This window comes from Pseudomonas aphyarum (assembly GCF_028657055.1).
Lineage (GTDB): Bacteria > Pseudomonadota > Gammaproteobacteria > Pseudomonadales > Pseudomonadaceae > Aquipseudomonas > Aquipseudomonas aphyarum.
Map to the genome: position 1 here is coordinate 148,526 of NZ_JAMDGS010000002.1, position 13,594 is coordinate 162,119.

The 13,594-nt window shown below is 55.9% G+C and carries 11 protein-coding genes; 8 read left to right on the top strand and 3 right to left on the bottom strand.

Annotated features, from left to right (window positions below):
• Positions 1 to 92: 92 nt before the first annotated feature.
• From M5G18_RS02380 to M5G18_RS02390, 3 genes are all read right to left on the bottom strand, one after another.
• Entirely contained in the window at positions 93 to 2,087 is a 1,995-nt protein-coding gene (locus tag M5G18_RS02380) for a polysaccharide biosynthesis protein (RefSeq protein WP_273898474.1), read from the bottom strand.
• A 106-nt stretch (positions 2,088 to 2,193) separates the two neighbouring features.
• On the bottom strand, positions 2,194 to 3,219 hold the full coding sequence (locus M5G18_RS02385; protein ID WP_273898475.1) for an MraY family glycosyltransferase: 1,026 nt from the start codon (positions 3,217 to 3,219) through the stop codon (positions 2,194 to 2,196).
• Positions 3,216 to 4,187 carry a UDP-glucose 4-epimerase family protein gene (locus M5G18_RS02390; protein ID WP_273898476.1) on the bottom strand — a complete coding sequence of 324 codons (972 nt, stop codon included), beginning with the start codon at positions 4,185 to 4,187 and terminating at the stop codon, positions 3,216 to 3,218. The genes M5G18_RS02385 and M5G18_RS02390 overlap by 4 nt, the downstream gene beginning before the upstream one ends.
• Before the next feature lie 486 nt (positions 4,188 to 4,673).
• Here M5G18_RS02390 and M5G18_RS02395 point away from each other — a divergent pair, with 486 nt between their 5' ends.
• The 8 genes from M5G18_RS02395 to M5G18_RS02430 are packed head-to-tail and all read left to right on the top strand — an operon-like array spanning position 4,674 to position 13,544.
• Positions 4,674 to 6,347, top strand: a complete 1,674-nt coding sequence (locus M5G18_RS02395) for an NTP transferase domain-containing protein (protein ID WP_273898477.1) — start codon at positions 4,674 to 4,676, stop codon at positions 6,345 to 6,347.
• Positions 6,344 to 6,748: a GtrA family protein gene (locus M5G18_RS02400; protein ID WP_273898478.1), complete on the top strand. Its 405-nt coding sequence runs from the start codon at positions 6,344 to 6,346 to the stop codon at positions 6,746 to 6,748. Before M5G18_RS02395 ends, M5G18_RS02400 begins: the two co-directional genes overlap by 4 nt.
• Positions 6,745 to 7,443 carry a glycosyltransferase family 2 protein gene (locus tag M5G18_RS02405; protein WP_273898479.1) on the top strand — a complete coding sequence of 233 codons (699 nt, stop codon included), beginning with the start codon at positions 6,745 to 6,747 and terminating at the stop codon, positions 7,441 to 7,443. The genes M5G18_RS02400 and M5G18_RS02405 overlap by 4 nt, the downstream gene beginning before the upstream one ends.
• Positions 7,440 to 8,045 carry a phosphatidylinositol-specific phospholipase C/glycerophosphodiester phosphodiesterase family protein gene (locus tag M5G18_RS02410; protein ID WP_273898480.1) on the top strand — a complete coding sequence of 202 codons (606 nt, stop codon included), beginning with the start codon at positions 7,440 to 7,442 and terminating at the stop codon, positions 8,043 to 8,045. The genes M5G18_RS02405 and M5G18_RS02410 overlap by 4 nt, the downstream gene beginning before the upstream one ends.
• Positions 8,042 to 10,096 (top strand): hypothetical protein, encoded by a 2,055-nt coding sequence (locus M5G18_RS02415; RefSeq protein WP_273898481.1) that lies wholly within the window; start codon positions 8,042 to 8,044, stop codon positions 10,094 to 10,096. The genes M5G18_RS02410 and M5G18_RS02415 overlap by 4 nt, the downstream gene beginning before the upstream one ends.
• Complete coding sequence (locus M5G18_RS02420; protein ID WP_273898482.1) at positions 10,096 to 10,854, top strand: HAD family hydrolase; 759 nt, start codon at positions 10,096 to 10,098, stop codon at positions 10,852 to 10,854. The genes M5G18_RS02415 and M5G18_RS02420 overlap by 1 nt, the downstream gene beginning before the upstream one ends.
• Positions 10,841 to 11,857, top strand: a complete 1,017-nt coding sequence (locus M5G18_RS02425) for a class II aldolase/adducin family protein (RefSeq protein WP_273898483.1) — start codon at positions 10,841 to 10,843, stop codon at positions 11,855 to 11,857. The genes M5G18_RS02420 and M5G18_RS02425 overlap by 14 nt, the downstream gene beginning before the upstream one ends.
• A complete protein-coding gene (locus M5G18_RS02430; protein ID WP_273898484.1) occupies positions 11,844 to 13,544 on the top strand; it encodes a hypothetical protein in 1,701 nt (566 codons plus the stop codon). Before M5G18_RS02425 ends, M5G18_RS02430 begins: the two co-directional genes overlap by 14 nt.
• The last annotated feature ends 50 nt before the right edge of the window (positions 13,545 to 13,594 follow it).

Here is a 13,594-nt window from a genome sequence, read left to right on the forward strand (position 1 = left end):
GTTTTAGAAAGCAGCTTTTCCGAAGCTGCTCTTCAAACTTAGGCGAGGATGGGGGCAAGTCAAAAATGCTTCCGTTACAGAATGTGAAACAATCAGGTATCCAGATGGCGCTGCTGGTGAATCCAGTCGACGATATCGCCATCCGGGGTGTAGCCGCTGACGGTTTTTCGCAAAAGCTGACGCACCCGGGCGTAATCGTCCTGGTCGACAGCGCTCAGCAATTCCTTCAACCGGCCTTTCAATACGTCCCAAGGCAGATGATCTTCGTTGGCACTCATGATCATCGGATGTTGGGTCGCCGATACGTTGTCGCCGATCAGCAGCTCCTCGTAAAGCTTCTCACCGGGACGCAATCCGGTGAACTCGATGGCGATATCACCCTGCTGATTCGTTTCAGAACGAACGCTGAAACCGGACAGATGAATCATTTTCTCCGCGAGTTCGACGATCTTCACCGGCTCGCCCATATCCAGAACGAACACATCACCACCCTGCCCCATGGAGCCCGCCTGGATCACCAGTTGCGCCGCTTCGGGGATGGTCATGAAATAGCGAGTGATTTTCGGGTGGGTGACTGTCAATGGGCCACCGGATTTGATCTGACTGTGGAAGAGCGGAATCACCGAGCCGGAAGATCCCAGAACATTGCCGAACCGCACCATGGTGAAGCGCGTCTTGTTGACCCGGGAGATGTTGCCATTATCGCCAAACAGCACCGGGGCGATCTCCCGACTCAACGCTTGCAGGATCAGCTCGGCCAAGCGCTTGGTACTGCCCATGACATTGGTCGGGCGTACCGCCTTGTCGGTGGAAATCAGTACAAAGTTGGAGACACCCGATTGCAATGCTGCCTGTGCGGTATTGAGAGTCCCGATGACGTTGTTGAGCACGCCTTCGGCAATGTTGTGCTCGACCATCGGCACATGTTTATAGGCAGCAGCGTGGTAGACGGTATCCACGCCCCAGGTTTTCATCACATCCAGCAGTTTGTCCTGGTGACGAATGGAACCCAGAATCGGCAGCAGCCGGACAGGAACGGACTTTCTGTTCGCCCTCTGTTCCAGCTCCGACAATATGCTGTACAGGTTGAACTCGCTGTGTTCGAACAGCAAAAGCGTGGTCGGGCCCAACTCGAAAATCTGCCGACAGAGTTCCGCACCGATCGATCCGCCCGCGCCGGTGACCATCACGGTCTTGCCTTTGATACAACGTTCGAGCAAGTCTGGTTGCGCAGGCACAGAATCGCGGCCGAGCAGGTCGGCAATGTCGACTTCCTGAATGTCTTCGACCTTCACCCGACCGCTGGCCAGGTCTGTGAAGTTTGGAACGCTGCGAATATGAAGGGGGAAACGCTCCAGAATAGTGAGAATTTCCCTGCGCCGCGCGCGGGTCGACGATGGCAGCGCCAGAAGGATTTCCTGCGCGCCGGTTACATCGATCATCTGCTGGATGTGTTTGGGTTTATAGACTTGCAGCCCGGCGATCGAACGATCCGAGATGCTTGGATCATCATCGATAAACGCCACGGGACGCATGACCCGCCCCATGCGAAGCGCCGCAACCAGCTGATTGCCCGCGACACCGGCACCGTAGACGGCGACTTTGGTCAGGCCATCATCTCGACTGGTGAACGGTACATGCTGGGAGGCACTGAACCAGTCGCCCATGAAATATTGGCGCATGCACAGACGCAGGCCGCCAATGATCACCAGGCTGAGCCACCAGTAGTTGAAGACAATGGAGCGCGGCACCACGGCTTCATGGTTGCTGTACCAGTAGACGGCAAGTGCCAGAATCAGCGACGAGAGAGTGACGGCCTTGATGATCGCAATCAGTGCATCGTTGCCGAAATAGCGCATCACGGCGCGATACATACCGAAGCGAATGAAAAGAGGGATCGCAACGACAGGCGCACAAACAAACAGCCAGAAATGCACCCTGAAAGGGTTGTACATATCATCGATGCCCAAGCGCACGATGAACGCCAGCCACAGGGCAACCCAGACCAGAATGATATCCGTGCCGACCTGAATCAGCCGCTTCTGGCGCCTGGGCAGCCCTACAAGGCGCAATCTGATCCTATCCATGAATTCTTCAAACACCTCAGCCTTCTCCTATCAACTGCCGCATCAGCGTGGTGAAACTCAATAGGCGCATTCCACCCACTTTAATCCTAAACAACAGAACTGTGACTCAATTCTTCACCGGCGCTTCGAGCTCCCCGGCCCGGAATATCACTGCCAGCGCAACCAGCGGAACGTATGCAAGGATCAATCCCAGGCTAGAGTTAAGGCCAAACCGCACAACGCCTGTGGCGATAGGCAACAACCAGAGCAAATTGATCGCACCGACCGCCAGAGTCACCGGCAAATGCTTGCCGAACCGACGGGAGGCGAACTGATAGGCATGGCTTCGGTGAGCCTCATAAACCTTGTCGCCTCTGAGCAGACGGCGAATCAGGGTAAACGTCGCATCGACAATGAAGACACCGAGCAGAATCAGCCATCCCCACAGCAGGTCAGGAGAGACCCAGGCCGCCTGCAGCGAAAGCCCTCCAAGGACGATTCCCAGAAAACCGCTTCCGGCATCACCCATGAAAATCCTGGCGGGCGGGAAGTTCCAGAACAGGAACCCTGCCACCGACACAGCCAGCAATAAAGGGGCCCGAAAGAGCTCTGTTGTGCCACTCAGCCAGTACAGGACACAGGCCCCAAGGCAAACGCATATCGCCTCGACGCTGGCAATGCCGTCGATTCCATCCATGAAGTTGTAAAGGTTGAGCAGCCAGACCAGGTAAAACGCAGCCAGTACATGACCCAACCAGCCGAGATCGAAAGATCCTCCACCGATTTCAACAACGGGTAATCCACCAATCCAGAACAGCAACCATATTGCCGCCGCAAAATGCCCCAACAAACGCCAGCGGGCAGCGATGTGCCCGTGGTCGTCCATGAAACCAATGACGGCAATCAGCACGCCGGCCCCGGCGATGGCGAAGAATGCGGACGAAGCAACCAGCGACTGTGCATACATGGCACAAAGCACGCCTGAAAAAACCACAACAATGGCCACCCCACCGCCTCGCGGCGTCGGCACAGAGTGCGAACTGCGCGCATTGGGGACATCCATCAGGCTGCGTGTCAGTGCATATCGGCGCAGCCATGCCGTGAGGATAAAAGAAGCAGCGCCTGCTGCCGGAAGAAGCCACCAGAAACTCATGCTTGACCAGATTCCAGAAAGTGCCGGGCGGTGGAAAGTAACGCCTGATCCAGCGTCACTGGCGGAGACCAACCCAATAAACGATAGTTTTTTTCAATATCGACCTGCAGCGACCCCAACAGGCGCTGACTCAACGCCCTCTTCCCCAACAGAAACGTCACACAGCGCAAGAGCCCGGAAGGCACGGGCAAAAGGCGTGCAGGTCGGCCCAGACAGACACTCATACGACGCAGCAACCCGGTCGTCGAAACATCCTCACCATCGCTCACCAGGAAAATCTGGTTGGCCGCAGCCGGATGCTCCAGACAAACCACAATGAGATCGAGCAGATTTTCGATGGCGACCAGGCTGCGGCGATTGTCGATGGCGCCCAGGGGCAATGGAACGCCCCGAGAAAGCCAGCGCATCATGTTGAGCATATTGGCTTTGACACCCGGGCCATAGACGAGAACCGGCCTCAGTATTACGACCTCCATACCACTCGTCGCAGCAAGCGCGAGCAAACCTTGCTCCGCCTCATGCTTGGATATGCCATAAGGATCGACAGGAGCAGGAACGTCATCTGCGGTATACGGTTTGTCACGGGGCGTACCCTCACCGTTGACCTTGATCGAGCTGATAAAAACGAAGCGTTTGACGCCGGCACTCGCCGCTTGACGGGCCAGGTTCAAGGTTCCTTCGACATTCACCTTGCGAAACGCCATCAGCGGATCAGCATCCGACTCGTGCATGACATGTACGCGCGCAGCCAGGTGGACAACAGCATCGACACCTTCCAATGCAGACTGCCAGTCCGTATCGCCGTCGAGCTCCGGCACGAAAGCAGACCGCACGCCGACAGGAAAATGATCAGGCCGATGGCGCGTCGAGGCAATCAGACTGTACCGCTGATCCATACAGAGGGCTTTAATCAGACTCTTTCCAACGAAGCCTGAACCACCGGTTACAAGAACTAACTTAGAACTCATTTCGATACTCTTTAGACATCCAGTCGACAGGCTTTCTTGGCATCGAAATTTCAATACTGGAGTAACCGCTCCAAGCAACTTTTTTTAGAAAGTCGATGGCGTGTCAAATATTGTAAATAATCTCTGATCTTTCTTTAACTTTCCCCATGGGTGGCACTTCCAGCCTTTAGCTGAAAGCGCCGCTGAACCTGGGGATCGTCCAGAAGCGATAAAACGTGCGAATAGTATCATGGCGCCTTCAGCAAGCCCATTCTGCAGGATGTTTAACGCTGCCGGCCAACCCGACTGAAATGGCACAGATACACATACAGGACCCGATGGCAGAGCATCTGGCACGACTGTCCGAGATTGACCAACCCAACCAGCAAAAAAGGTGACGCCCCGCCTGCTTCGGACTAAAATGCCACCTTTTTGCTATTGGTCGCGCGGTTGGCACATTGTCTGTGCGCAACTTTAACGTCAACACCGTACGTAAACGAGTATTTTGTGCAGATAATCATTCCAATGTCAGGCTTCGGCGAGCGCTTCCGTCGGGCCGGTTACACGGTGCCCAAGCCACTGATCGAAATCGACGGCAAGCCGATCATCGCGCATGTCATTGACATGTTTCCCGATGAAACGGACTTCATTTTTATTTGCAATCAGGATCATCTTGATAATCCTGATTACCACATGGCTTCCATCCTGCAACATTACTGCCCGACTGGTCAGGTAATTGGCATTCCTGCACATAAACTCGGGCCGATCCATGCCGTGCGCCAGGTGGAACACCTGATAAATCCCGACAAGCCAGTCATCGTCAACTATTGCGACTTCACCTGTTACTGGGACTGGCAGCACTTCAAGCAGTTCGTGAAGACGACTGCATGCGTCGGTGCCATTCCTGCCTACAAGGGCTTTCACCCCCATACACTCGGCAGTACCAACTACGCCTACATCCGTGAATCACGGGGCTGGGTGCAGGACATCCAGGAGAAACAGCCCTACACCGACAATCGCATGGAAGAGTTTGCGTCCAGCGGGACTTACTACTTCGACTCGGGCAAGACCATGAGTGAAGCGTTCCGTAACACCATGGAGCAGCAACTCAACGTCGGTGGCGAATACTACGTCAGCCTGGCTTACAAACCACTTCTGGCGAACGGACAACCTGTCGCGGTGTACCCACTGCAGCACTTCATGCAATGGGGCACGCCGGATGACGTCCGGGAATACAACGGGTGGTCAGCGGCGTTCAAAACCCTGAACCGCCCATTGCAACGCGCCCAAGCTACCCCGACCGGTACGCTGGTGATACCTATGGCGGGAATGGGCCAGCGCTTTGCCAAAGAAGGATATGCACTGACCAAACCGCTGATACCGGTATCAGGCAAACCCATGGTTACCCAGGCCACCGAAGACTTGCCCAAAGCAGGGCACCATGTCTTCGTTCTTCGCCAGGACATGCCAGGGCATGCCGAAATTGCCAAAGAGCTTGAGCGTGAGTTCCCCGGAACCGTGATTGAAACGATCGCACACGTGACTGAAGGCCAGGCTTGCACCGCCCTGCTCGGACTGGAGGCTCTGGAACGAGCGGTTACTCATGTGCAAGGCCCCGTCACTTTTGGCGCTTGCGACAATGGCGCCCTTTATGATGAGCGAGCCTTTCAGGCCCTGATCGACAATCCGGAAGTGGACGTGATCGTCTGGGGTATCAGAGGGAATGCAAATGCCGTTCGTCACCCTCAGATGTTTGGCTGGATCGATGCTGAAAACGGTCGGATTCGCGGTATCTCGGTGAAAACGCCATTGCAATCTCCGGCCACGGATCCGATCGTACTCGGGACCTTTACATTCCGCCGCGCAGAAGACTTCCGCCAGGTGGTCTCGCGTTTGATTCAACGTGATGGCCGTATCAATGGCGAGTTTTATATTGATTCGACGATCAACGATGCCATCGAATCGGGCCTTCGCTGTGAACTCTTCGAAGTTGACAGTTACCTGTCGTGGGGAACACCGAACGACTTGCGCACATTCGAATACTGGCAGTCCTGTTTCCACAAATGGGCAGGACATCCTTATCGACTGCAGAACGATGGCCGTATTCCACGCGACGCGATTGCAGAACTTGAGTCGCGCTACCAGGCGACAGTACCTGCACTTCCCGGCGCAGCAGCATGATCAAGCGTGAGCTTGCAGTCTTTCTGGTCGTGGGCTCGCTGACGGTCCTGATCGACTTCCTGACCTATCGTGGCCTGGTCTGGACCGGATGGATCACTGTCGACCTGGCCAAGGCGGTCGGTTTTCTGACCGGCACACTGTTTGCCTACTTTGCAAACAAGGCATGGACATTCGGTCATCAGGAGCATGTGCCCGGCAGCATCTGGCGCTTCATCCTGCTGTACGCAATCACATTGGGTGCAAACGTTCTGACCAACGCCGGGTGCCTGGCATTGCTCAACACACTGCCCATTGCGGTCCCGTTTGCATTTTTGGTTGCCACGGGTGTATCGGCCGTTCTCAACTTCCTCGGAATGAAGTTGTTCGTGTTCAAGGCTCGCGGCCTTACGGAGAAATCATGAAGCTTTCGCTCATCATCCCCTGCTACAACGAGTCGGCCAATTTGCCGTTGCTGCTGGAGCGCTGCAAAGGCTTGATCGAACAGCCTGGCGTAGAGGTGATCCTGGTTGACAATGGTTCCACCGACGACAGCCCGCAAGTTCTGGAGCGTCTCTTGCCGTCCTACCCGGGTTGCAGAAGTATCCGGGTCGACGTCAATCAGGGTTACGGGTACGGCATTCTGTGCGGCCTGAACGCCGCTGAAGGCGAGATTCTCGGCTGGACTCATGCAGACCTGCAAACCGATCCGATGGATGCATTGCGCGGCCTTGCGTTCTTTGACCAGCACGGGCCCGACATTTTTGTAAAGGGGCGCCGGTTCGGCCGGCCACTGGCCGATGTCGTGTTCACCTTCGGAATGAGTGTTTTCGAAACGATTCTGCTCGGCAAACCGATGTGGGACATCAACGCTCAGCCCACCCTGTTCTCCAGGGCTTTTTTCCAGCGCTGGCAGGCGGCCCCGTCGGATTTCGCGCTGGATCTGTATGCGTATTACCAGGCCCACGTTCAGGGGCTGAAGGTCTATCGATTCGACGTACATTTTGGTGAGCGCGCCCACGGCGTTTCACACTGGAACGTGAACTGGGCAGCCAAAAGAAAATTCATTCGCAGAACTGTCGACTTCAGTTTGCAACTTAAGAAGAGTCTAAGGACATGAAGCTCATCTCGCATCGGCGCAACACCCGTCAGGAACTCAACTCCACCGATGGAAAGTATGGAATTGAAGTCGACATCCGCAGCTGCGGCAACCAACTGATCATTCACCACGACCCCTGCGTACCGGGCGAGTCGTTTGATGAGTGGATTGCCGATTACCGGCACGGCACCCTGATTCTGAACGTCAAGGAAGAAGGTCTGGAAGCACGCTTGATCGCGCTGATGAAAGACAAGGGAATCGAAGATTACTTTTTCCTTGATCAGTCGTTCCCGTTCCTGATCAAGTGGTCCAAAGCCGGCGAGCGACGCTGCGCCGTTCGAGTATCCGAGTTCGAGTCAATTGAAACAGCCATGACTCTGGCAGGCAAAGTTGACTGGGTCTGGGTCGACTGCTTTACCGAGTTCCCGCTCAGCCATGATGACGCCAGGCGGCTGCAGGATGCCGGCTTCAAACTGTGCCTGGTTTCCCCCGAACTTCAGGGACGCAACGCAGAAACCGAAATTCCATTGCTGGCGAAGCTATTGGCCGAGCGCAACATCGTTGCCGAAGCCGTTTGCACCAAGCGACCGGACCTCTGGGAAACGTTGGCTGCAGACGCATGAATATGAAGCTTTTCTGCCAGCCGTCCTTTTTGACCGGACTGGTTCTTCGCCTTGCACTGGTGCTCTGGGTAACCCCCGCACCAGTGACCGAATGGTACCTGCCATTTCTGGACACCAGCACCAACACGCTGACACTGAACCCGTGGGGCACCTGGCTCGACCTGGGTGGCGCCATTACGGCATTCCCTTATGGTTACGTCATGTGGCTGGCGTTCCTGCCCGCCATTCTGGTGTGCAAGGCGCTCGCCCTCCCCCTGATGCTCGGCTACGGCGCGACGCTGATTGGTGCAGACATCCTGCTGCTGGCCGTGCTCAGGAAAATCGTTCCCGGTCGGGATCGCCTGCTGCTTGCCGTGTACTGGCTATCGCCAATCGTGATAGTCGGCAGTTACGTACTCGGATTCAACGACCTGATTCCCGTTCTGTTGCTGGCCGGATCGCTTTACTTCTTCAAGCGTGCGCGACTGATCCTCTCGGGCCTGGTATTCATCACTGCGGTTTCAGCCAAGCTGAGCATGATACTGGCTCTTCCATTCTTCCTGATCTATCTGCAGCACAATCGCCCGCTGCGCCAACACCTGCCACGCTTGCTGATCGGTCTGGGCGCAGGAACCCTTGCCACTGTTCTGCCGTTTCTGTTGTCCAGCGCAGGCGTGAGCATGCTGATCAACAACCCCGAAATCGGGAAGGTCTACGAGCTCGCATTCAGTATTGGCGACTCATCGCTGCTTTATGTGGTGCCCCTCGCCTATCTGCTGATGCTTTATGCGGCCTGGCGGATCAAGCGTCCGAACTTTGAACTCTTTCACTCCTTGCTTGGTCTGGTGTTCCTGCTTGTTGTCCTGATGACGCCGGCGTCTCCCGGCTGGTTTATCTGGGCCATTCCTTCACTGGTTGCCTATCAGGCAGCCAGCAACCGGATTGCGGTCGCCATCACGGCAATCTTCTCGCTGCTGTATGTGGTGGGCGCTCTGCTGATAACCCCGGACGCCAGATTGATCGTCGAGCAGGCCGCATGGCTACCGCAAGCCACCAGCCATTTGCTGTTCGGCGGCAAACTGTCGTCGCTGGTCCACACCGCGATGGTCGCGACGGGTATCGTCCTGGCCATCCGCATCTGGCGAGAATCCGTCAGCCGCAACGATTACTTCCGCCTCAGCCGCAAGCCGTTCGTCATTGGCGTCGCCGGCGATTCCGGTGCGGGCAAAGATACGTATTCGGATGCGATAAAAGGCCTGTTCGGCAGTCATTCGGTCACCACCCTTTCCGGTGATGACTACCATTTGTGGGATCGTCAGAAACCCATGTGGCAGGTCATGACCCACCTGAACCCGATGGCCAATGACCTCGAAGGCTTCGCCAATGACCTGGTGGCATTGACGGACTCGAAGAATATTCACTCCCGGCACTACGATCATCAAACCGGCCGCATGAGCAGGCCTTTCATGATTCAGAGCAACGACTTCGTCATTGCCAGTGGTTTGCACGCGCTTTATCTGCCGATTCTTCGCGAGTGCTACAACCTGAGTGTCTACCTCGATATCGACGAAAGCCTGAGACGTCACTTCAAGCTTCAGCGCGACGTACATCAGCGCGGGCATACCGAAGAGAAAGTGCTGGCTTCCTTCACACGCAGGGAGCCGGATTCGGCGCGCTTTATCCGGCCACAAGCGGCCCATGCCGACCTGGTGCTGTCTCTGCAACCCATACATCCGCGCATTCTGGAGGGGGCCGGTAAAAACCACCCTCTGCACTTCAAGATCGTCGCGCGTTCCCGCAACGGCCTGAATGAACTTTCGCTTACCCGAGTACTGGTCGGCGTTTGCGGGCTGCATGTCGACATGGCTACACGTAACGACGCGACTGAAGTCGAGTTGACCATAGAAGGCGAAACATCGGCCCAGGATATCGAAATGGCAGCGCGGATGATCTGCCCGCGCATCTTCGAATTCCTCGATCTCAAGCCGCAATGGCAAGACGGCGTCATGGGGTTAATGCAGCTGATTACCCTCTCCCATATCAACCAGGCACTGACAAAACGGTTCATATAGTGAAGATTTTTGCACCCGAGCGATTCGATCGCCTCCCCGACGCCATTTTGTTCGACACCGATAACACGCTGTATCCCTACGACCCTGCACATGCAGCGGCACAGCAAGCCGTCAGGGATAAAGTGGTCAGTACGTTCTCCATCAAGCCGGAAGTATTCGATGCCGCTTTCAAAGAGGCACGCCAGCAAGTAAAGACCCGACTGAAACACACCGCGTCATCCCATAGCCGCCTCCTGTACCTGCAACGCATGCTCGAAATCATGGGGCTGGGCTCTCAGGTACTGCTGGCCCTTGATTTCGAACAGACCTACTGGCGCACGTTCCTGAGCAATGCCGTACTGTTCGACGAGGTCAAAGACCTCCTGGACGATTTGCGGCTGCTGGGCATCCCCACCGCTATCGTGACCGACCTGACAGCCCAGATTCAGTTTCGCAAAGTGGTCTATTTTGGGCTGGATCATTATTTCGATTACATCGTGACCAGCGAAGAGGCGGGCTTCGACAAACCTCATGCGGCCCCCTTCGAAATCGCTCTGGAAAAAATGCGCCCCAAAGGCGACTGCATTTGGATGATCGGCGATAACCCGATCAACGATATCCGCGGCGGACGCGAACAGATCAACGCCGTGACCTTGCAAAAGATCCACACCGGTACGCCACTGGGCACTGACGAAAATGCCCCCGATGCTGCCTTTACAGAGTTCCGTGATCTGCGCCGCCTGATTGCCAGGCTTGGAGAGAAAAATGAGCTTGCATGAATCGGTTCGCCAGTTTTGCTCTGAAATCGGTAAAGACCGGCTACTCGTTCAGGGCGCTGGCGGGAACGTATCCTGGAAGGAGAACGATGTTCTCTGGATCAAGGCCTCGGGCACGTGGCTGGCCGAAGCAGGCGAGAAGGACATTTTTGTACCCGTCCAGCTCGATCACCTGACCACGTCGCTAAAGAACGGAGACTATGCCGTCGCCCCGCGAGCGGTCTCGAACTCGCCACTGAAACCCTCGATCGAGACGCTGCTGCATGCCTTGATGCCCCATCGCATCGTGGTCCATGTGCACGCAATTGAAGTACTTGCACACTTGGTTCGCAAAGACTTCGACCTTGCGAACTACCCCGCGCTGGATCCGTCACTCAACGCCCGAACCGTTGAATACTGCAAGCCGGGCGCCGAACTCGCGGAAGCGGTTGCCAGCCAACTCGACGGTACGGCCAGCACACGCGTGGTGTTCCTGAAAAACCACGGGGTGATCATTGGTGGTGACACCCTTGCCGACATCAGCGAAGTCCTTGATTACCTGACCCGTTTTTTCGCAGCCCCCGCTAGCGCCGCACCAGCGACAGCACCCGGCGCCTCACTGGTTCTGGCCAACGGCGTTGTGTTCTCCCCTGCCGCCCCGGCGCAACTGCAGGAAGTCGCCATAAGTCCCAACCTGGCGGACCGGCTGAGCAATGCCTGGGCGCTTTATCCGGATCACATTGTTTTTCTTGGCCCTCATCCATGGCTGTTTGCGTCTCTTGAAGAATCAAAGACAGCCCTCGACAACATGAACGACCTGCCAGACGTCATATTCGTTCGCGGCCTGGGTACATTCACCCGCGACACAATGAACAAGGCAAAAGTCGCCCAACTGCTTTGTTACTACGACGTGATGACAAGATTGAGCGACGACACTCAGCTATCGACACTGACCGATGCACAGATTTCCGAACTGATCGATTGGGATGCCGAGAAGTACAGAAGAGGTTTAAATGAAGTCAAGTAAGCGGCTGACAGGTCAGCAATATCTGTCCATCCTGGCCTGCGTGCTACTCACCGCCATGGTGAGCATCTACACCATGACGACCTATATGAAAGGCCCCCTGAACGGCAACTTCGATCACTACCTGATGCAGGCTGATCGCTGGGGCATGCCTGAAGACATCAAACAACGTGGGGTTACGCCGCTCTATCTGGATGAATGGAATTCGGGATGGGACGGCCAGTTTTACTACTACATCGCCAATGACTTGATGGGACTCAAAGATACCCCCGAGCACATTGACGCCGATGCCTATCGCTATCAGCGAGTCGGTATTCCGGTGTTGTCGAAAATCCTTTCGCTGGCCCTCTTTCAGGACTGGGTGAGTCCTTTCATCTACTACCTCACGCATTTCCTGTTGATCTTGCTTGGCACGGCTGTGGCAGCACGATTCTTTATCAAGGAAGGCGTGCCGGCCTACTGGATCATTCCCTGGGCCGTCGGCATGGGAACACAGATCACGCTGCTGAACGGATTACCGGATGGCGCCGCCGACGCGCTGCTGATCATCGGCATGATTTCGGCCTATCAGAAAAAGTACGGAATCTACGCGCTCGCCATTACGTTCGCGTGCCTGTCCAGAGAAGCCTATGTGGCGTTCCCGGCGCTCTTCTTCGGTGCGCAGGTTCTGGAGCGCCTGATCAAACGGAAGTCGATCAGGCCGGTTCCGGAACTTCTCGTCATGCTTTTCCCGCTTGTTGTCTTCGTGGCCTGGCACACCTACATCCGCCTTCATTTCACCATGACGCCGGCCGAGCAAGGCACTTCGATTCTGGGCGTGCCATTCCTGAATCTGCTGACCCACATGATTGCGGGCCTGCAAGGCCACTACCCGAAAATGGGTAGCGGGTGGGATTCCTACATGGCGGGCACAGGCCTGGTGCTGTTTACGATCCTGCTGGCCTGGACGATCTGGACGATCGCAAAGACTCGTCCCGTTCAATCGGTACTTCAGGGCAATATTGTCAGCAATACCACCGTGGCTTTCACGCTCACGCTCTGCCTGTTGTATCTGTGTTTTGGCGAGACCGTGATCTGGAACTTCACCGGCTACATGAAGGCTGGCGGCCTGTTCCTGTTCTGTATTCCATTCATCGCAGCCATCAATGGCCGCCGCCCGCATGCAGCAACCTTCGTGCTCGCGATGGGCATTACGGCCTTCTTCTCCTGGCAGGGCTGGCTGCTGCGGGTCGATCAGCCGACGATCAAATACAAGTTTGACGTGCAATGCCATCATCTGAAAATCGATACCGGCAGTACTTGCCGTGAACACTTCATATGGAGCGGGGATGAACTGGCAGGCCTGGTCGGTACTGTGCAAAACGGCAACCGGGTTGCTGCACAGGGGCTGACACCGAGCGGATTCATATCCTTCGGCCCCTATATCGAACTGCCCAAGGGCAGGTATCGAGTGGAGTTGACGATTTCCGGCGATGGCAGCGATCTTGGCTACACCGACATCATCGGGATCAACTCCAGGGATACGGCCGTCACGCTGTCCAAGCAACCCCTGACAGCCGGCGATGACGTCAAGATTCAAACCGAGCTGGACGTCGACGAAAGCTTCATCAGAAACCTCGAAGTCCGTACGTGGTATCAGTCGGGCAATCTATCGTTGAAGTCGTTGAGTGTAGAACGGTTGGCGAACTGACCAAAAAAAGGCTTCCGGCGCACGAGCGACGGAAGCCTTTGGTTGATCAG

Coding starts and splice junctions, on each gene's coding strand:
- M5G18_RS02380 (WP_273898474.1), bottom strand. CDS start 2,087: ATGGATAGGATCAGATTGCGCCTTGTAGGGCTGCCCAGGCGCCAGAAG.
- M5G18_RS02385 (WP_273898475.1), bottom strand. CDS start 3,219: ATGAGTTTCTGGTGGCTTCTTCCGGCAGCAGGCGCTGCTTCTTTTATC.
- M5G18_RS02390 (WP_273898476.1), bottom strand. CDS start 4,187: ATGAGTTCTAAGTTAGTTCTTGTAACCGGTGGTTCAGGCTTCGTTGGA.
- M5G18_RS02400 (WP_273898478.1), top strand. CDS start 6,344: ATGATCAAGCGTGAGCTTGCAGTCTTTCTGGTCGTGGGCTCGCTGACG.
- M5G18_RS02405 (WP_273898479.1), top strand. CDS start 6,745: ATGAAGCTTTCGCTCATCATCCCCTGCTACAACGAGTCGGCCAATTTG.
- M5G18_RS02410 (WP_273898480.1), top strand. CDS start 7,440: ATGAAGCTCATCTCGCATCGGCGCAACACCCGTCAGGAACTCAACTCC.
- M5G18_RS02415 (WP_273898481.1), top strand. CDS start 8,042: ATGAATATGAAGCTTTTCTGCCAGCCGTCCTTTTTGACCGGACTGGTT.
- M5G18_RS02425 (WP_273898483.1), top strand. CDS start 10,841: ATGAGCTTGCATGAATCGGTTCGCCAGTTTTGCTCTGAAATCGGTAAA.
- M5G18_RS02430 (WP_273898484.1), top strand. CDS start 11,844: ATGAAGTCAAGTAAGCGGCTGACAGGTCAGCAATATCTGTCCATCCTG.